16 protein-coding genes and 1 riboswitch are annotated in these 18895 nt (G+C 64.7%); of the genes, 9 read left to right on the top strand and 7 right to left on the bottom strand.

Annotated features, from left to right (window positions below; all coding sequences use genetic code 11):
• Nucleotides 1–1832: type I secretion system permease/ATPase (locus GR167_RS19460; protein WP_160975405.1), on the top strand; the 1832-nt coding region annotated here is incomplete at its 5' end.
• Nucleotides 1829–3163, top strand: a complete 1335-nt coding sequence (locus GR167_RS19455; RefSeq protein ID WP_160975404.1) for an HlyD family type I secretion periplasmic adaptor subunit — start codon at nucleotides 1829–1831, stop codon at nucleotides 3161–3163. The genes GR167_RS19460 and GR167_RS19455, both read left to right, overlap by 4 nt.
• A 119-nt stretch (nucleotides 3164–3282) precedes the next feature.
• Here the strand turns inward: GR167_RS19455 and GR167_RS19450 are convergent, their stop codons facing one another.
• Nucleotides 3283–4257 carry a 1-phosphofructokinase family hexose kinase gene (locus GR167_RS19450; RefSeq protein ID WP_160975403.1) on the bottom strand — a complete coding sequence of 325 codons (975 nt, stop codon included), beginning with the start codon at nucleotides 4255–4257 and terminating at the stop codon, nucleotides 3283–3285.
• A 110-nt stretch (nucleotides 4258–4367) separates the two neighbouring features.
• The gene (locus GR167_RS19445; RefSeq protein WP_160975402.1) at nucleotides 4368–5288 is read right to left on the bottom strand and encodes an MBL fold metallo-hydrolase; all 921 of its coding nucleotides are present in this window, start codon (nucleotides 5286–5288) and stop codon (nucleotides 4368–4370) included.
• A gap of 158 nt (nucleotides 5289–5446) precedes the next feature.
• On the opposite strand from GR167_RS19445, the gene gltX reads away from it, so the two are divergent.
• Entirely contained in the window at nucleotides 5447–6769 is a 1323-nt protein-coding gene (gene gltX, locus GR167_RS19440; protein ID WP_160975401.1) for a glutamate--tRNA ligase, read from the top strand.
• A 170-nt stretch (nucleotides 6770–6939) separates the two neighbouring features.
• Here gltX and GR167_RS19435 read toward each other — a convergent pair whose 3' ends face one another.
• Complete coding sequence (locus tag GR167_RS19435) at nucleotides 6940–7398, bottom strand: CBS domain-containing protein (RefSeq protein ID WP_160975400.1); 459 nt, start codon at nucleotides 7396–7398, stop codon at nucleotides 6940–6942.
• 333 nt (nucleotides 7399–7731) lie between these two features.
• Nucleotides 7732–8340 carry a gamma-glutamylcyclotransferase family protein gene (locus GR167_RS19430; protein WP_160975399.1) on the bottom strand — a complete coding sequence of 203 codons (609 nt, stop codon included), beginning with the start codon at nucleotides 8338–8340 and terminating at the stop codon, nucleotides 7732–7734.
• 132 nt (nucleotides 8341–8472) lie between these two features.
• Between GR167_RS19430 and GR167_RS19425 the strand changes: the two genes are divergently transcribed.
• From GR167_RS19425 to gcvP, 4 genes are all read left to right on the top strand, one after another.
• Nucleotides 8473–8919: an RrF2 family transcriptional regulator gene (locus GR167_RS19425; RefSeq protein WP_160975398.1), complete on the top strand. Its 447-nt coding sequence runs from the start codon at nucleotides 8473–8475 to the stop codon at nucleotides 8917–8919.
• A gap of 158 nt (nucleotides 8920–9077) precedes the next feature.
• Nucleotides 9078–9164: riboswitch (glycine riboswitch) on the top strand.
• Between the two features lie 166 nt (nucleotides 9165–9330).
• Nucleotides 9331–10455 carry a glycine cleavage system aminomethyltransferase GcvT gene (gene gcvT / locus GR167_RS19420; RefSeq protein ID WP_160975397.1) on the top strand — a complete coding sequence of 375 codons (1125 nt, stop codon included), beginning with the start codon at nucleotides 9331–9333 and terminating at the stop codon, nucleotides 10453–10455.
• A gap of 31 nt (nucleotides 10456–10486) precedes the next feature.
• Nucleotides 10487–10846, top strand: a complete 360-nt coding sequence (gene gcvH / locus GR167_RS19415; RefSeq protein ID WP_160975396.1) for a glycine cleavage system protein GcvH — start codon at nucleotides 10487–10489, stop codon at nucleotides 10844–10846.
• A 125-nt stretch (nucleotides 10847–10971) separates the two neighbouring features.
• Nucleotides 10972–13818, top strand: a complete 2847-nt coding sequence (gene gcvP, locus GR167_RS19410; RefSeq protein WP_160975395.1) for an aminomethyl-transferring glycine dehydrogenase — start codon at nucleotides 10972–10974, stop codon at nucleotides 13816–13818.
• Between the two features lie 334 nt (nucleotides 13819–14152).
• On the opposite strand, the gene GR167_RS19405 is transcribed toward gcvP, so the two are convergent.
• Nucleotides 14153–15028, bottom strand: coding sequence for an inositol monophosphatase family protein (locus GR167_RS19405; RefSeq protein WP_160975394.1), 876 nt, complete (start codon nucleotides 15026–15028; stop codon nucleotides 14153–14155).
• A gap of 124 nt (nucleotides 15029–15152) precedes the next feature.
• Nucleotides 15153–15824 carry a LysE family translocator gene (locus GR167_RS19400; protein ID WP_212770043.1) on the bottom strand — a complete coding sequence of 224 codons (672 nt, stop codon included), beginning with the start codon at nucleotides 15822–15824 and terminating at the stop codon, nucleotides 15153–15155.
• Between the two features lie 463 nt (nucleotides 15825–16287).
• Between GR167_RS19400 and GR167_RS19395 the strand changes: the two genes are divergently transcribed.
• Complete coding sequence (locus GR167_RS19395; protein WP_160975393.1) at nucleotides 16288–16914, top strand: hypothetical protein; 627 nt, start codon at nucleotides 16288–16290, stop codon at nucleotides 16912–16914.
• 166 nt (nucleotides 16915–17080) lie between these two features.
• Complete coding sequence (locus GR167_RS19390; protein WP_160975392.1) at nucleotides 17081–17854, top strand: SDR family NAD(P)-dependent oxidoreductase; 774 nt, start codon at nucleotides 17081–17083, stop codon at nucleotides 17852–17854.
• 81 nt (nucleotides 17855–17935) lie between these two features.
• Here the strand turns inward: GR167_RS19390 and GR167_RS19385 are convergent, their stop codons facing one another.
• Nucleotides 17936–18787 carry an ankyrin repeat domain-containing protein gene (locus GR167_RS19385; RefSeq protein ID WP_160975391.1) on the bottom strand — a complete coding sequence of 284 codons (852 nt, stop codon included), beginning with the start codon at nucleotides 18785–18787 and terminating at the stop codon, nucleotides 17936–17938.
• Nucleotides 18788–18895 lie beyond the last annotated feature (108 nt).

Raw genomic sequence — 18895 nt, 5'->3', positions numbered from 1 at the left:
CGGGCGCTGTTGCAAGCGCTGATCGAACGGGCCCGCGAGGCTGGTTTCCACGTCATGGCGGCGGCGGGGGCGGCGGCAATGCGCGGTTCCACCGCCGGATGGGGCCGCAGAACTATGAAAAAAGCCTGCGCGAAGGCGTTGCGGCGGTCCGGCGCAACCTGCTCTTCGTCATGTTGATGACCTGCGCCACCAATGTTCTGGTGCTGGCCATCCCGCTTTATCTCTTCCAGCTCTCGGACCGCGTTTACACTAGCCGCTCGGTGGATACGCTGATCATGCTGACGGTGATCATCGCCTTTGCGGTGATCCTGCAGGCGGTGTTCGACGCGGTGCGCCGCTTCATGCTGATGCGCACGGCGGTGGAAGTGGCCGCAAGGCTGGGCGCGCCGATCCTCAGCGCGGCGGCGCATGCCTCGCTGCATGGATCGGGGCGCGAATACCAGGCCCTGGGCGATCTGCAGCAGGTCCGCAGCTTCATGACCTCCGGCACGCTGATGTCCTTCCTCGACGTGCCCTTCGCACCGATCTTCATGGTGGCGATCTTCCTGGTGCATCCGCATCTGGGCTTCATCGTCCTGGGCACGGCGATCCTGTTGTTCGTGATCGCCAATATCAACCAAAGGATGACCGCCAAGCCCTTCGCCGAGGCCAACCAGGCGCAGTCGCGGGCCAACCTGCATCTCGATTCGATGACCCGCAACAGCCAGATCATCAACGCGCTGGCCATGATTCCCGAAGCGGTGACCATCTGGGGCCGCGACACCGCCGCCTCGCTGACCGCGCAGGTGCGGGCGCAGGACCGCAACGTGATATCCGCCACCGTGTCGCGCGGTGTGCGCCTGCTGACGCAGGTGGGGATGCTGGGCTGGGGCGCCTACCTGGCGATCGGCGGCGAAATCACCGGCGGCATGGTGATCGCCGCGTCGATCATCGCGGGCCGGGCATTGGCCCCGGTCGAAGGCGCGATCGAGGGCTGGAACGCGTTCCTGCTGTCGCGCGCGGCCTATGGCAGGATCGCCAACCTGCTGACCCGCTCGGCGCACCGGTTCGAACGGCTGCGGCTGCCCGACCCGCAGGGGCGGCTGGACGTGGAACGGCTGCTTTATGTGCCGGGCGGCACCAAGCAGGTGGTGCTGAACGCGATCAGCTTCTCGCTCGAACCGGGCGACACGCTGGCGGTGATCGGCAATTCCGGGGCGGGCAAGACGACGCTGGGCAAGATGCTGGTGGGATCGATCCTGCCGACCTCGGGCAATGTGCGGCTGGACCTGATGGACCTGCGCAACTGGGAACCGCGGCAGCTGGGCGAAAACATCGGCTATCTGCCGCAGGACGTGCAGCTGTTCCCCGGCACCATCAAGCAGAATATCGCAAGGATGCGCGACGAGGCGACCGACGACCAGATACACCGCGCCGCGGTGCTGGCCGATGTGCATGACATGATCGCCTCGCTGCCGCAGGGCTATGAAACCATGGTGGCGGCGGACGGATCGCCCTTGTCGGGTGGGCAGAAACAGCGCATCGCCCTGGCGCGGGCCTTCTTCGGCGATCCGCAGCTTCTGGTGCTGGATGAACCCAATTCCAACCTCGACGTCGCCGGGGACCAGGCGCTGTCGCGCGCCATCGAACACGCCAAGGCGAACCAGATCACGGTGGTGGTGATCACCCAGAAACCGACCCTGCTGAGCGTCGTCGACAAGATCATGCTGCTGGCCGGCGGCAACGTCGCCCTGATGGGCCAGCGCAACGAGGTGTTGCAGCAACTGACGCAGTTCAAGCAGGGCGGCACCGATGCTGGCGGCGGGTCGATCACGGGGGGAACCGGGCAATGACACAGAGCGTTGAAATCCTCGAATGGCACCACGAGGTGCCGCGCTCGATCCGCAAGCAGGCGATCTTCGGCATCTTCCTGTTCGTGGTCGCCTTCGGCGGCTTCGGGTCCTGGGCCTTCTACGCGCCGCTGGCCTCGGCGGTGATTTCGCAGGGCAGCTTCGTCGCCACCGGGCGCAACAAGATCGTCCAGCACCTCGAAGGCGGCATCATCGAGGCGCTGGTGGTGTCGGAGGGCGACCGGGTCGAAAAGGGCGACGTGCTGATCCAGCTCAAGCAGACGGCGGCCCAGGCCGACCTGCGCGAACTGGAGTTCCGCAAGGCGCGGCTCGAAGCGAACGAGGCGCGGGTGCGCGCCGAATACGAAGAAGCCGACCGGATCGAATTCCCGCCGAACCTGGTGCAGATGGCAGACACGAACGAGGAAGCGTCGCAGATCATCGCCGATCAGCGGCTCGCCTTCGAATCCTCGCGCAGCGTGGAGGACCAGGAACTGGCGATCCTGCGCAACGGGATTGAAGCGCTGAATATCCGCAGCACCGGCTACAAGGCGCAACTCGACGCCTACCGCGAACGTGGGCTCAGCCTGGAGGAGGAACTGGCCGACAAGGAGGGCCTGCTGGACAAGGGCCTGATCCGGCGCCCCGAATACAACGCCGTGCGCCGCGCGGTGCTGGAAACCACCGGCCATATCGCCCGGCTCGAATCCGAGATCGAGGAAATCGAACGCTCGCGGCTGAAATTCGACCTGGAAATCCAAAAGCTGACGACCGAACGCCGCCGCCGCGCGCTGGACGAATTGCAGGCGGTGCAGGCCGAGCTGGATTCGATCCGCGAAAAGGCCCGCAAGGCCGAGGACGTGTTGTCGCGTTCGGCCGTGGTGGCGCCGGTCGGCGGCACCGTGGTGCGGATGTATTACCACAGCGCCGGCGGCGTGATCGAAAGCGGCAAGCCGATCGCCGAAATCCTGCCCGCCGACGCGCCGCTGCTGATCGAGGCGCTGGTGCCGCGCAAGGATATCGACAATGTGCGGCTGGGCCAGGCCGCCGCGGTCCGGCTGTCGGGGCTGAACAAGCGCACCACGCCGGTGCTCAGCGGGTTCGTCAGCTACCTGTCGGCGGATGCGATCACCGATACGTCACTGGGCGTGGCGCGCGAGGTCTATGTCGCCAATATCGACCTGCCGCCGTCGGAATACGGCCGCGTGTCGTCCTTCACGCCGCTGCCCGGGATGCCGGCCGAGGTCATGATCACCACCGAAGAAAGGACCTTCTTCGAATATCTGATCAAGCCGGTCCGAGACAGCATGTCACGCGCCTTCCGCGAACAGTGACGCCATGCCCCCCAGGGCAGGGGCAGTTCCCCCGGGCAGAGGGGGCGCTGCCCCCGTCGGTGAAAATTCCGCGGGATTTTCACCGACTCCCCCGGGATATTTGTGAAAAGAAGAAGCGCTCAGGCGGTATGCGCCATCAGCGGTTCGACCCGGCACAGCGGCAGCAGCCGGTCGGCATCGGCGCGGGTGCACAGCTCGGTCGCTTCGGTCAGCACCGCGGCCGAGGAGGCGGCGGTGCCCCGGCGCAATGCTTCCTGCGGCGGCAGGCCGTGGGCCAGCGCCAGGGTGAAGGCGCCGACGAAACTGTCGCCGGCGCCGATCTTGCTGACCACCTCGACCTCGGGCGGGGCGCAGTGAAAGCAGCCGTCGGGCGTGGCCAGAACCGACCCGTCGGCGCCGCGCGCGACCACCACCAGCCTCGCCACGCCCTTGTGGACCAGCGCCGAGGCGAAGCCGGCGCTGTCTTCGCGCTTGGCCAGCGGGCGGCCTGCGACCGAGCGCGCCTCGGACCGGTTCATTCGCAGAAGCGCGATGGGATCGGCGGCAATCTTGGCAGGGCGGGCGCAGAGCGTGGCGAGCGCGGCACCGGAGATATCGGCGATCAGTTCGGCGCGGCGCGGCGCGATGGCACGGGCCAGTTGCAGCGGGAAATCGTCGGGGATGCCGGGCGGCAGGCTGCCGCTGAGCACCACGTAGCCGCCGATCGGGGCGGCCTCGGCGGACAGCCGCAGGATATCGGCCAGCCGGGTTTCGCCCCATTGCGGCCCCGGCAGGACGAAACGGTATTGCTGTCCGGTCGCGCGGTCGCGCACCGCGAAGCTGGCCCTTGTATCGCCCGGCGCGTGGAACGGCAGCACGTCGAGGTCTTCCTGTTCCAGCAGGGTCTTGAGCGCCTGGCCCGCCAGCCCGCCCATCGCCACCAGCGCCCGGCTGTGCCCGCCCAGCGTCGCGATCACCCGCGACACGTTGATGCCGCCGCCGCCGGGATCGCTGCTGGGCGCGTCGCAGCGCAGCTTCTGCCCCGGTTTCAGGCAGTCGGTGGCGGTGGACATGTCCACCGCCGGATTGAGCGTGATGGTCAGGATGTCGTGCATCTGTCCCCCTTGTTACGGGGAGAATGGCATCGCGGGCCCGCGCCGCCAAGCGGCGATTTCCCCGCGGGACGCCCCGCCTGCCCGTGTCAGGCCAGCGGGGCGCGCGCCGTTCAGAGCATGTGCTGGTAGCTGGCGGCGAGGTATTTGAACCCGTCGCCGCGCGCCTCGACATAACCCATGCCGGGGAAGGGCATGTGATAGCCTATGAACGGGGTCTGGTCGGCGGCCAGCATGCCCAGCAACTGGCGCCGGGTCGCGGCGGCCTGCGCCTTGTCGCGGTCGAAGCGCACTTCCCAGTCGGGATAGGCCAGCGACCAGACATAGTGATTGGCGAAATCGGCCCCCAGCAGCAGCTGCTTGCCGCCGCTTTCCAGCATATAGGTCATGTGGCCCGGCGTGTGGCCCGGGGCGGCCATCGCGGTGATGCCGCCCGCGACGCTGCCGCCGTCATCGAGGAAGCTGGTCTTTTCCGCCAGCGGCCGCACCTTGGCGTCGAACCCTTCGTTTTCCATCGCCGCCCAGGCGTCGAATTCGGTCGATCCGGTGACGTAAGTTGCATTGGTGAAGGTTTCGCCCATATCGTCCGACAGGCCGCCGATATGATCGCCATGCATATGGGTGATCACCACCTTGTCGACCTGATCGGCGCTGTAGCCCGCGGCCTGCAGCGCCTGCGTGATGCCCTCGGGGTTCAGCCCGGTGTCGAACAGGATCAGCTCGGCCCCGGTATTGACCACGGTGGGGGTGAAGAAGAACTGCGCCGCATCGGTGGGGATCATGTTGGCGGCGGACACCTGCGCGAATTCCTCTTCGCTGACGTTCAGGCCGAAGATCTTCTGCGGCTCGGGCACGGTGCGGGTTCCGGCCAGCAGGGAGGTGACTTCGAAATCCCCCATCTTGAAGCGGTTGAAGCGCGCCGGTGCGGCGCCCAGCATCTCGGCAGCGGCGGAAAGCGGCCCGGCGCTGGCGGCGGCCAGCGGCAGGGCAGCGGCCCCGGTCAGAAGGCGGCGGCGGGTCAAACTGGTCGTCATGGTGATATCTCCCTGAAAATCTCCCGTGGGCGATAGCATAGCGCCGATCGCGCCTTTGCCCGCGCCTATCACGCAAACGTGAAACGCGATCCGCCGCGCGCGCCATTCTGGACAAATCCGTGCGCCTGTGACATGGGACCGGACAACAGGAGTATGCCATGACCACCACCCGTTTCGCCCCGTCGCCGACCGGTTACATCCATGTCGGCAACCTGCGCACCGCGCTGATGAACTACCTGATCGCCCGCAAGGCCGGCGGCACCTTCATCCTGCGCATCGACGACACCGACCCGGTGCGGTCGAAACAGGAATATGTCGACCAGATCCAGCGCGACCTGGAATGGCTGGGCCTGACTTGGGACCGGATGGAACGCCAGTCCGAGCGGCTCGACCGCTATGCCGAGGCCGCCGACAAGCTGCGCGACATGGGCCGGTTCTACGAGTGTTTCGAAACCCCGACCGAACTGGACCTGAAGCGCAAGAAGCAGCTCAACATGGGCAAGCCGCCGGTCTATGACCGCGCCGCGCTGGAGCTCAGCGAAGACGAGAAAGCCAAGCTGCGCGAGGAACGCGGCGGCTACTGGCGCTTCAAGCTCGATCACGAACGGATCGAATGGCATGACGGCATCCTGGGCGATATTTCCATCGATGCGGCCAGCGTCTCCGACCCGGTGCTGATCCGTGCCGACGGGCAGGTGCTGTACACGCTGGCCTCGGTCGTCGACGACACCGAAATGGGCGTGACAAACGTGGTGCGCGGATCCGACCACGTGACCAATACCGGCACCCAGATCCAGATCATCCGCGCGCTTGGCGGCAACGTGCCGGACTTCGCCCACCATTCGCTGCTGACCGGCCCGCAGGGCGAGGCGCTGTCGAAGCGCCTGGGCGTCCTGGCGATCAAGGACCTGCGCGAACAGGGGGTCGAACCGATGGCGCTGCTGAGCCTGATGGCGCGGCTGGGCTCGGCCGATCCGGTCGAACTGCGCGGCTCGATGGACGAACTGATCGAGGGCTTCGACATTTCCCGCTTCGGCGCGGCGCCGACCAAGTTCGACGAAAAGGACCTGTTCCCGCTGACCGCCCATTACCTGCAGGCCCTGCCGCTGGCGGCGGTGGCGGACGAGATCGCGGCGCTTGGCGTGCCGGGCGATCAGGCCGAACGGTTCTGGTCGGTGACCCGCGAAAACATCACCACCCGCGCCGACCTGAAGGGCTGGTGGGAGTTGTTCCGCGACGGCGCCGAGCCGGTGATCGAGGACGAGGATCGCGACTTCATCGCCCAGGCGATGGCGCTGCTGCCCGAAGGCCCGTTCGACGGCGACACCTGGGGCAACTGGACGGCGCAGGTGAAGGAAGCGACCGGGCGCAAGGGCAAGGGCCTGTTCATGCCGCTGCGCAAGGCGCTGACCGGCAAGAGCCACGGGCCCGACATGTCCGACGTGATGCCGCTGCTGCAGGTGGTGCGCGCCCGCGGCTGATCCGCGACAGCATCAAGAGGGAGAAGCCCCGCATCCCTGGGAGGATACGGGGCTTTCCTTTTTTCGGCACTGGGTGGAAATGCAGCGGGGCCAAACGGGGGCTGTGGCCCTTGCTGCGGTCCAGGCCGAACCGTGAATAACGAATAACGGGGCGGGGCAACCCGCCCGGATCAGACCAGTTCTTCGTGCAGACGGGGCAGGGCCTTGTCGATGATGCCCACGTTCTGCATCGCGATATAGCTCAACTCGTCCACCAGTTCGCGGATGCCGATGCAGCCGGTCACGATGCCGCCGCGCACCACCGGAAGATAGCGGACGTTGTTCTGCATCATCTTGGCCATGGCGATCATGATGCTGTCATCGGGTTCGGCGAAGGCGGGGTTGGTTTCCATCACCTCGCCCACCGTGGTGGTGGCGGCGCGGCGGTGTTCGCCGATGCAGCCGCGGACCACTTCGCGTTCGCTGATCATGCCCAGCAGGCGCTGATCCGCATCGATCACCGGCAGCCCGCCGAGTTCGCGGTTGTTCATCACCTTGCAGGCCTGGCGCACCATATCGTCGGGATGCACGGCAAACAGGCGGCGCTTGCGGATCACCTGCTGCACGGTCTTCATGTTCGACTTGGTCATTCTTCCCCCTTCGGAATTCCCGCCGCTGTTTCGGGCAGCTGTCGCGACGGGTCTCTCTTCAAGCATCTAAGCCATGCGGGGTTTTGAAGATCGGCAACGGGCACCCGCTTTCCCACTAGTTACAACGGCACGCGGAGCCTGCACTTGATACCTTCATTGGTATGGGGATGACGGGAAAAAGTATGGGAAATGGGGTGGCGGGGCCGGATTGGCGTCGGATTTGCAGTCACGCCGCGCCGCAAACTCTTGCCGCCCGGCCGCCGGTGAAGGGGCCCGCGCCGCGCGGCGCGGGGATGCGGCGGCGTGCGCCGCCGCCTTGGTCAGACGTCGCGGTCAGTCGCCGCGGGTTGCGCGCAGCGCCTCGGAATGGGCGGGGGTCAGCGACACCCGCCGCGCGCCCACATCGTCCAGCAGCCGGTCGACCAGCCGGGTTTCGCCAGCCGTCAGGGTCTGGTGGCGGGGATATTGCGGCGCCCTGCGGTCGTCGAGGATCGGCGCGTCCCAGCCGTCGGTGGTGGCGAAGAACCGGTCCACGCCCTCGGCGCCGAATTCCTGGTGATAGCCCTGAATCACCACGTCGAGATAGCTCAGCAGGATCGGATGCGCCATCGACGGCGCGCCGTGCTTGCCCTCGGGAATCGCATAGATCGCGGCGCGCGGCGTGAAGGGCAGGGGATGGTCGTCCAGGTCGCTCAGCTCGACCCGGTCATAGGCATGTTCGCGCGCGTCCAGCGCCCGCCAGTCGCCGTTGGGCACCCCGGCGATCAGCCCCTCGATGACGGTGCCGGGATCGGGAATCGCGGTCAGGAAGGCGACCGGGCGCAACGCGGTGTGGCGCCAGGTTCTTCTCCATCCGGTAGCGCGCGCCGGATGCGCCTCTCCGTAGGCGTGTGTTTTACGGTTAACGAGCGACCCGTAGCCAAAGAAAAACGCGTTTGTCATAGGATATAGCTAATCATTTATTGATCATATTCAATCTGTCCCCGCATAGTGTCGGCGGGGAAAATGATCCTGACACGATCGAAATAAACAATAACGGCTCTGGCGGCGACGTGCCAGAGGGGGAGAGAAGGCTTGCGTATTACCAAACGCACGAATATCGCGGTTCGGGTTCTAATGTTTTGTGCGGCAAATGCCGACCGGCTCGTGACCAAATCGGAAATCGCGAAGTGCTGCAACGCCTCGGAAAACCATCTGGCGCAGGTGATCAATCAGCTCGGTCAGATGGGCTATCTGCACACCCAGCGGGGCCGCAATGGCGGCATCACCCTGGCCCGCAAATCCGATGACATCTTTGTCGGCGACGTGTTCCGGGCGCTGGAAGCCTCGGTGCCGCTGGCCGAATGCTTCGCCGATGTCGACAATACCTGCCCGCTGGTCGATGCCTGCCGGCTGAAGCTGGCCATCGCCGACGCGGCCGAGGCGTTTTATCAGCACCTGGACAAGATCACGCTGGATTCGCTGGTCTGCGGCAATGATCAGCTGCTCGACATCATGTCCTCGATCCGCTGCGAACGCTGAACCAATCGCGCAGCCGTCCGAGTCACTGACAGATACCTTGCCTTTGCCCGCTGCGCGGTTTCTGTGCGGCGCGGTCCGATGCGCCTGACCGGCCCGCATAAATACGGACCCGTCCAAAAACGACCTCTTGCCGAAATAAAACGTCTGGGCTAATCACGGATCACCGATCGGGAGAACCGGCTTTGCCGGTGCCGAAGGAGCAACCGCCCCGGAAACTCTCAGGCCCAAGGGACCGATCGGACCGACAGACTCTGGAGAGTGACGCCGCAAAGGCGTCCGCCGAAGGGATAGCGATCTCAGGCAATAAGGACAGAGGGGGCATCGAAACGCGCGAGGGCCCGCCCCGCGCAGGATTGATGCCGGAACGGGGCTTTCATCGCCGGACCGGAAGATAAAAGGATCGGAACGGCCATGAGCGATTTGCTTTCCCTGCCACTGGACGCGCTGCACCGCGAATTGGGCGGCAAGATGGTGCCCTTCGCGGGCTACGACATGCCGGTGCAATACCCCGCCGGCGTGATGAAGGAACACCTGCACACGCGCGCCCATGCCGGGCTGTTCGACGTCAGCCACATGGGCCAGGTGATTCTGCGCGGCGCCGACTTTGAAACCGCCGCGCTGGCGCTGGAAGCCCTGGTGCCGGTCAACGCGGCGGGGCTGGGCGAGAATCGCCAGCGCTATGGCTTCTTCACTAATGATGAAGGCGGCATCCTCGACGACCTGATGTTCGCCAATCGCGGCGATCACATCTTCATGGTCGTGAACGCCGCCTGCAAGGACGCCGATATCGCGCACATGCGCGCGAACCTGCCCGCCGATGTGACGCTCGAGGTGATCGAGGACCGCGCGCTCCTGGCGCTGCAGGGTCCCGAGGCCGAGGCGGTGCTGGCCGAACTGAACCCGATGGTCGCGGTGATGAAATTCATGGATGTGGCCACGGTCACCCTGGACGGCGCCGAATGCTGGGTGTCGCGCTCGGGCTATACCGGCGAAGACGGTTATGAAATTTCGGTCCCCGTCGCGGGGGCCGAGGCGCTGGCGCGCAAGCTGCTGGCCGACGAACGGGTGATGCCGATCGGTCTGGGCGCGCGCGACAGCCTGCGGCTGGAAGGCGGGCTTTGCCTTTACGGCCACGACATCGACACCAGCACCAGCCCGGTCGAGGCCGGCCTGAACTGGGCGATCCAGAAAATCCGCCGCTCGGGCGGCGACCGCGAAGGCGGCTTCCCCGGTGCCGACCGCATCCTGTCGGAACTGCACAACGGCGCGGAACGCGCCCGCGTCGGTCTGAAACCGCAGGGCCGCGCGCCGATGCGCGAAGGCGTCGAGCTGTTCGCGGGCGAGGAAAAGGAAACCCCGATCGGCACGATCACCTCGGGCGGATTCGGCCCCTCGGTCGAAGGACCGGTGGCGATGGGCTATGTTCCCATTGATCTGGCCACCCCCGGTACGGTTATCTATGGCGAGGTGCGGGGCAAGCGACTCCCTGTCGAGGTCGTGTCGCTGCCCTTCGTACCGGCGCGTTTCAAGAGATAAGAACAGGCTTCAAGGAAAAGGGACCAGGCCAATGAAATTTACCGAAGATCATGAATGGCTGCAGCTCGATGGCGATGTGGTCGTCGTCGGCATCACCGAACACGCCAGCACCTCGCTGGGCGACGTCGTTTTCGTCGAACTGCCCGAGGTCGGCACCAAGGTCGCCAAGGGCGATGAAATCGTGGTGATCGAAAGCGTCAAGGCCGCCAGCGACATCGTCGCGCCGGTCGACGGCGAAATCGTCGAGGTCAACGAGGCCATCGTCGACGAGCCGGGCAAGGTCAACGAAGACCCGCTGGGCGAGGCCTGGTTCTTCAAGATGAAGATCGACGACGCCGCCGTGCTCGACGATTTCATGACCGAGGACGAATACAAGGCAATGGTCGAGTAACACCTGCCTTGCAAAGATGATGGCACTGCGCCCCCCGCGGAGGGGGGCGCAGCACCAGCCTCCGGCGGGGGTATTTTCCGCCACGAAAAAGATGACACAGACGCGCCGTGACAAGGAGCTCCGGGATGCCGTTCCAGCCCACCGATTATCTGCCTTATGATTTCGCCAACCGCCGCCATATCGGCCCGTCGCCCGACGAGATGGCCGATATGCTGAACGTGGTCGGCGTCGACAGCCTTGATCAACTGATCGGCGAAACCATGCCCGAAGCGATCCGCCAGCAGGCGCCGCTGAGCTTCGGCAAGGCGCTGTCGGAACGCCAGATGCTGCGCCGGATGCGCGAAGTGGCCGACAAGAACAAGGTCCTGACCAGCCTGATCGGCATGGGCTATCACGGCACCGTCACGCCGCCGGCGATCCAGCGCAACATCCTGGAAAACCCCGCCTGGTACACCGCCTACACGCCCTATCAGCCGGAAATCTCGCAGGGCCGTCTCGAGGCGCTGTTGAACTACCAGACCATGGTCAGCGACCTGACCGGGCTGGAAATCGCCAACGCATCGCTGCTGGACGAAGCGACCGCGGCGGCCGAAGCCATGACCATGGCGCAGCGGGTGGCGAAATCGAAGGCCACGGCCTTCTTCGTCGATGAAAACTGCCATCCGCAGAACATCGCCGTGATGCAGACCCGCGCGGCGCCGCTGGGCATCGAGGTGATCGTCGGCGCGCCCGAGGACCTGGAGGCCGACAAGGTGTTCGGCGCGATCTTCCAGTATCCCGGCACCTACGGTCATGTGCGCGATTTCACCGCCCAGATGGACGCGCTGCACGAAGCGAAAGCGGCGGGCATCGTCATCGCCGATCCGATGGCGCTGGTGCTGCTGAAGGAACCGGGCGCGATGGGCGCCGATATCGCCGTGGGTTCGACCCAGCGTTTCGGCGTGCCGCTGGGCTACGGCGGCCCGCACGCCGCCTACATGGCGTGCCGCGATTCCTTCAAGCGGGCGATGCCGGGCCGGATCGTCGGCGTGTCGGTCGATGCGCGCGGCAACCGCGCTTACCGGTTGGCGCTGCAGACCCGCGAACAGCATATCCGCCGCGAAAAGGCGACCTCGAACGTCTGCACCGCGCAGGCGCTGCTGGCCGTCATGGCCTCGATGTATGCCGTGTTCCACGGCCCGAACGGGTTGAAGGCCATTGCGCAGCGTATCCATCGCAAGGCGGTACGCCTGGTGCAGGGGCTGGAAGAGGCCGGGTTCAAGATCGAGCCGGAAACCTTCTTCGACACCGTCACGGTCGAGGTCGGCCCGCTGCAGCAGGCGGTGCTGAAATCCGCCGTGGACGAGGGCATCAACCTGCGCCCGGTCGGCACCACCAAGGTCGGCATCACGCTGGATGAAGCGGCCGTGCCCGAAACCATCGAAGCGGTCTGGCGCGCCTTCGGCATCACCCGCGCCGACGACCGGCCCGGCGACTGGCGCCTGCCCGACAACGCGCTGCGCGAAACCACCATCCTGGATCACAAGATTTTCCACATGAACCGGGCGGAAACCGAGATGATGCGCTACATGCGTCGTCTGGCCGACCGCGACCTGGCGCTGGACCGGGCGATGATCCCGCTGGGGTCCTGCACCATGAAGCTGAACGCGGCGGCCGAAATGAACCCGATCAGCTGGCCGGAATTCACCGATATCCACCCCTTCGTGCCCTCCGATCAGGCGGAAGGGTATCACGAGATGATCGCCGATCTGAGCTCCAAGCTCTGCGACATCACCGGCTATGACGATTTCTCGATGCAGCCCAATTCGGGCGCGCAGGGGGAATATGCCGGTCTGCTGACCATCGCCGCCTATCACCGCGCCAACGGGCAGGGGCACCGCAATGTCTGCCTGATCCCGACCTCCGCCCACGGCACCAACCCGGCCAGCGCCAACATGGTCGGCTGGAAGGTCGTGCCGGTGAAATCGATGGAAAACGGCGATATCGACCTGAACGATTTCCTCGCCAAGGCGACCGAGCACAGCGCGAACCTCGCCGGCTGCATGATCACCTATCCCTCGACCCACGGCGTGTTCGAGGAATCGGTGAAGGAAGTCTGCGCCATCACCCATGAACATGGCGGCCAGGTCTATATCGACGGCGCCAACCTGAACGCGATGGTGGGTCTGTCGCGCCCCGGCGATCTGGGCGGCGACGTCAGCCACCTGAACCTGCACAAGACCTTCGCCATCCCGCATGGCGGCGGCGGCCCCGGCATGGGGCCGATCGGGGTCAAATCGCACCTGGTGCCGCACCTGCCGGGCCATCCGGAAACCGGCGGCGAACAGGGCCCGGTCTCGGCCGCGCCTTACGGGTCGGCCTCGATCCTGGCGATCAGCTGGGCCTATTGCCTGATGATGGGCGGCGAAGGGCTGACCCAGGCCACCCGCGTCGCGATCCTGTCGGGCAACTACATCGCCAAGCGGCTGGAAGGCGCTTACGACGTGCTGTTCAAGGGCCCGTCGGGCCGGGTGGCGCATGAATGCATCATCGACACCCGCCCCTTCGCCGACAGCGCCGGGATCACCGTCGACGACATCGCCAAGCGGCTGATGGATTGCGGTTTCCACGCACCGACGATGAGCTGGCCTGTCGCCGGCACCCTGATGGTGGAACCCACCGAATCCGAAACCAAGGCCGAGCTGGACCGGTTCTGCGACGCCATGCTGGCGATCCGCGAGGAAATCCGCGACGTCGAGGAAGGCCGGATCGATGCGGAAAACAACCCGCTGAAGAACGCGCCGCACACGGTCGAGGATCTGGTCGGCGACTGGGACCGTCCCTATGGCCGCGAACAGGGCTGCTACCCGCCGGGCGCGTTCCGCGTCGACAAGTACTGGGCGCCGGTGAACCGGGTCGACAACGTCTATGGCGACCGTCACCTGGTCTGCACCTGCCCGCCGATGGAAGACTACGCGGACGCCGCGGAATAAAAGAAAAGCCCCGCTTCGGCGGGGCTTTTTGTTGGGGGCGTTGGGGGCCTTCCTGTGTCGGCACGTGGTAGGCCGGGCTTCCAGTCCGGCAATTCCGTCATCCGCTACACGCCACATGCCGGGCTGAAACCCGGCCTACGGAACGACGATAGCATAGCGATAAGAAACCATGCCCGAACAGCGGCGCGTCCCGCGCCGCCGGGCCGCGCCCGACCGCCCCCCGGGCGGGCGCTTCTTCACTGTCTGCGCGATACTGAAACGAAGGAAGTGGTGGATGGATAAACTGCCAACCCGACAGGTTCATGCGCCCACCCGCGGTCGGGCGCGGCCCGGCTCAACTTGACGCTTCTTTCAGAAACCGCAACCGCTCCGCCACCGTGTTCCACACGTCCTCGTTCGCGGCGGCCAGCAGATAGCCTTGCTTGATCGAGATGTCGTAATCCTGCCCGTCCAGCATCCGCACGAAGCCGCCCGCGCGCTGGCAGATCAGAACGCCCGCCGCGTGGTCCCAGGGGTTCAGCACCCCCGACAGGCAGAAATCGACGCTGCCCTGCGCCAGCATCCGGTATTCGTGGCACGAACAGCGCAAAGCGCCGGTGCGGCCGAAATCGGGCAGGGTTTCCGCCAGCTTCGGCTGCACATCCTTGTCCATCAGGTAGAAATGCAGGTAGCCCGACAGATCGCCCAACGCCCCGCCTTCCGAGGTGCGCATCCGCCGGTGCGGCCCGCGCGCGCCGAACATCATCGCGCCGGTTTCGCTGTCGGCGGTGATCCAGTCGTCCATGATCGCGTCATACAGCATCCCGAACACCGGCCGCCCGAACCGCGTGGCGGCCAGGATCACCCCGAAAACCGGCAGCCCGTGGGCGAAATTCCAGGTCCCGTCCACCGGATCGATGATGAAGGCCAGTTCCGCCTTGGCCGCCTCGTCGCGCAGCTCGGGGCGGGCATGGGCGGCTTCCTCGCCGATCACCATCGCGTTGGGGAACATCCGCAGGATGCCGCGCGCGATCATCTTCTCGGCCTGCGTATCGGCCTCGGTCACCAGGTCATCGGGCCCCGACTTGGTGCTGATCTGCCCGGCGCTCAGGTTGCGGAACCGCGGCAGGATTTCCGCCTTCGCCGCGCGGCGCACGATATTGACGAGGCTTTGCTGCTGGGCCTGGCTGAGCGCGGTGAGGGGCAGGGGAAGGGTGCTGTGGTCGGTCATCGGATCGGTCTCCGGTGGGGGAACGGACAGGTGGGGCATGGGTGACAGGTCGGGCGGCGAGTCGCAAGCGTTCGGGCCGTGCCGGGGCAAATTGAACGGCCGGTCCTTCTTTTATAATAGCGGGTTATCGCTGCGTATCAAAAGCCAGCCTCGCGGCGAGGCCCGCAAAGACGGTGCCCAGGACATATTGCGACAGGTTCTTGAACCTGTTGTTCCCGGCCAGCATGGCGCTGGCACGGCTTGCGGCAAGTATGACGGCACCATTCACGAAGAAGCCAACGACGTTCAAAACCGTCGCAAGGGTCATGATCTGGAGTGCGATGGATCCGGCTCCAGGTGCGAGGAACTGTGGAAACAGGGCCAGGACGAAGATCGCCATCTTGGGGTTCAGAAGATTGGTCAGAAGACCCTGCCGGAACATGACCTGCGTGGAATGATCGCGGCGTTTGGGCATCAGAACCGGATCGGCCTGCGATCCGGATGCGAAAGCTTTCCATGCCAGGAACAGCAGGTATGCCGCGCCCGCGAAGCGGACCAGGTCATATGCCACCGGCACCGCCAGAAAAAGCTGCGACAACCCGAAGGCCGCAGCAAGAGCATGGCAATATGTTCCGACCGCGATACCTGCCCATGTCGCAAGCCCCGCAACACGGCCCTGTGTCGCGCTTCGAGATGCAAGCAGCAACATGTCCGGGCCCGGCGTCGCGGTCAAAGCAAGCGCAGCCAAGGAGAATATCAGGAGGGTGGATAATTCAACCATGGCGCTATCTCCGAGCTGAAAAATAAAATCGGACATTACAGTCCCTGCACCCGCGCGCAAGGCCAACTTTCCCCTTTTATCCCACATCTGAGCGTCGCCATCACGCCCCCCGCCGCGGTACCATGCGCGATCACCTGCCCGGTCTCGCTCACCAGGTCATACGGCGCTGGAATTGCGGAACCGCGGCGGGATTTCCGCCCGCGCCGCACGGCGCACGATAGTGACGAGTCTTTGCCGCTGGGCCTGGAGGGCCAGGAGGGGAGCCGATTTTCGCTGCGGTTTTCAGCAAGACCGGCGGCGCGGAGGACGCGGGGGGCTCACCCCTTTGCGCTCACCTTCGCGGGTGACATCCGCGTGCCCATTCATCCCTTAGGTGTTTCAGATATCGACGATCCAATGCCATGACGGTAGGGTGCGATGACTGCCCGGTGAAAGCATCGCCACCTCGCCAAGACAACCGAGGTGTCCGAATGCTCTCCCCATAAAATTTGGAGAATAGATGCCCCAGAAATTTTTCGGCTTGATGCTGGCCCTTTTGATGGCAGCAGCCTGCAGCTCATCAAATTATGGAAACGAAAAAAGATCCGCGCGACTGGGCGAATACGATGTTGCATGGAACGACATATTCGCGAGTAAAATGCTGCGCGAGATTCATCCGCAAATCGTTGCCGGGTTGGCTGATAATGAAAGCGTTTACCTGTTTACCGCCTACAAACCCGATGCGCTCAATGCGCCCGACAATCGTCCGTCGGTGACACTGTCTGACGGCAGCACTGTCTACGGGGATATCAAGTCCTGTGATATTATCTTGTTTGTGTCCAGCAGAGAAATGGCCACAAGAAAATATAAGAAAAACAAGGAAGAAATAGAAGCAAACAAGAGGAAAAGATACGAAGAGTGCCGCGCCAAGATGGCCAAGCTGCCGCCGGCCCCGCCGCCTGCTCCCAGGCCTGCGCCGCCTTCGTTGGACAAGCTGATTCACCTGTCTCAGATGGCCGTGAAGGCGCAGGGAAGTTGCCAATGGCTCGGTTATGACCGGTCGCTTGATATGGCGGTGCGGGCGGGAGGATCGCTGGCAAGCTTTTCGGATACGAGGCTGTTCTTCGCGAAGCTGCGATGCGGTTGAATTTCGGATGGCTCTCGAAGACGGCTTCGCCTGAAGCGCAAGTGCCGCAAGATTGAGCCCGGCATCGTCGCCTCTTGCCGCGATCGATCGGCCGGAAAGCCGCTTCGATTGACAACCGTGATCGCAAAAAGCTAGCCGTTTACGACCATCTTCGGCGAGGGTTCAAATGACGGAAACTACGGCTGCAAACGGTACCCCTTGTGCGATCGTCACGGGCGCGACCTCTGGGATAGGGGCGGCCATCGCCAGCGCCCTCGCGGCAGAGGGCTATGCGCTGCTTCTGGTCGGGCGTCGCGAAGCGGCGGGACAAGCGATGGCGGACAAGTTTCGCGCGCAGGGCGTCGAAGCCGCCTTCCACGCCGCCGACCTGTCCGACACCACGGCGCCAGAGGCGGTCGTCCAGGCCGCGAACGCGGCCTTCGGCCGTGTCGATGTGCTGATCAACAATGCCGGCATTCTGATTCAGGGCACGGCGGAGGACACGACGGACGCGGACTGGAACCGGGTGATGGACATCAATCTCAATTCCGTCTTCCGCCTTTCGCGCGCGGTCCTTCCCGCGCTGCGGGCGCAAGGGGGCGGCGCGATCGTCAACATCGCCTCGGACTGGGCGCTGGTCGGGGCGAAGGGCGCGCTCGCCTATGCGGTATCGAAGGCCGCCGTCGCGCAGCTGACCCGCTGCATGGCGCTGGATCACGCCCATGAAGGCATCCGCGTCAACGCGGTCTGCCCGGGCGATACCGACACCCCGATGCTGGCCGCCGGGCTGACCGGGGCCGCACGGGCGCAACGGGTGGCGGAATACGGCGCCGCGATCCCGATGGGGCGCATCGGCACCCCCGAAGACATCGCGGGCGTCGCCGCCTTTCTGGTCTCGGACGCGGCAAGATACATGACCGGGACACTGATCCCGGTGGATGGCGGCGCGAGCGCTGATTGAAGCGGCCGCCTCGGATCGGCAAAAGCGCTTCGCAAATCTTGCGAAACTCGGGTTGCCCGGCCCGCCTGAAGGATAGGGTGCTCAGCTCGGCGGGGACATGCCCGCTTCGAGGTAGAACTGACGTATCTGGTCCTTGATCTCTTCCGGGCTCGGTTTCGTTCTGTCGGGCATCATTTCCACCAGCTCTTTGTAGAGTTCGACCTTCTCGTCCACGTCTTGCCGTTTCTTTTGAACCAGCACTTTTTCCGTGAGATCCAGAAGCGACCCATGCAGGTCTTGCGAAGTTTCGACACCCTTTCGCGCGGCAGGGTCCGCATTCGAACACTTGCTGAGCCACCAATGCCGCGCGCGGCTCAGGTCCGTGTCCGCTCCCGCCCGTTCAAGGGAGGCCAGTATTGCCTCAAATGGCTGGCGGTCCAGATAGTAGGGCAGCTTGACCATGTAAGGCACCAGCAGGAAGGGATTTTCGCTTTCCGGATGGCAGGCCTGAAGCGTCAGGGGCAGCGCCAGAACGGCATAATCATATGGCGTCAGCCCGTCCGCGTCGGTCACATTGATCTCGGCGCGCAGGCGATCATCGTTCAACAGAGGATCAAGCAAGAAAAGGAAACCGTCCGCCGCGGCCAGGTGCAGCGCGTTTCTCCCACGCTCGTTGGACAATACTGCATCTTGCCCCGCATTTTCCAGCGATGCGTTCAGGGCTTCGATCGCCCGTTGTTCGAGACTGTTCCATTCCTCGACACTGCCGCCCGTGCGTTCGGCCATTACGTACAAATCGTTCCGGAAACCCTTGATGATCTCAATGGGCAAAGCATCGGCCGATTGGGCATGGGCCGAGGGGGTGAAACATATGGAGATGACCGCCGTGGCCACGAGCCGTTTCAACCTGTTTGACGGCGATACCGTGCTCCCTGACATCATCCATTTCCCCATCGGTTTTCAATATAAGAGTGTGATCACCTGGGGTCGTTCTCATCAAGATGGGGCGGGCTTGAAACGGTCATTCGCTGTGCCGCGAATGAAAGTCCGCTGCAGGCGGAA

Origin of the sequence: Thalassovita mangrovi, assembly GCF_009857745.1 — a bacterium.
In the GTDB taxonomy this organism is placed as follows: Bacteria; Pseudomonadota; Alphaproteobacteria; order Rhodobacterales; family Rhodobacteraceae; genus Thalassobius; species Thalassobius mangrovi.
This window is presented reverse-complemented; position numbering and strand designations above follow the sequence as displayed.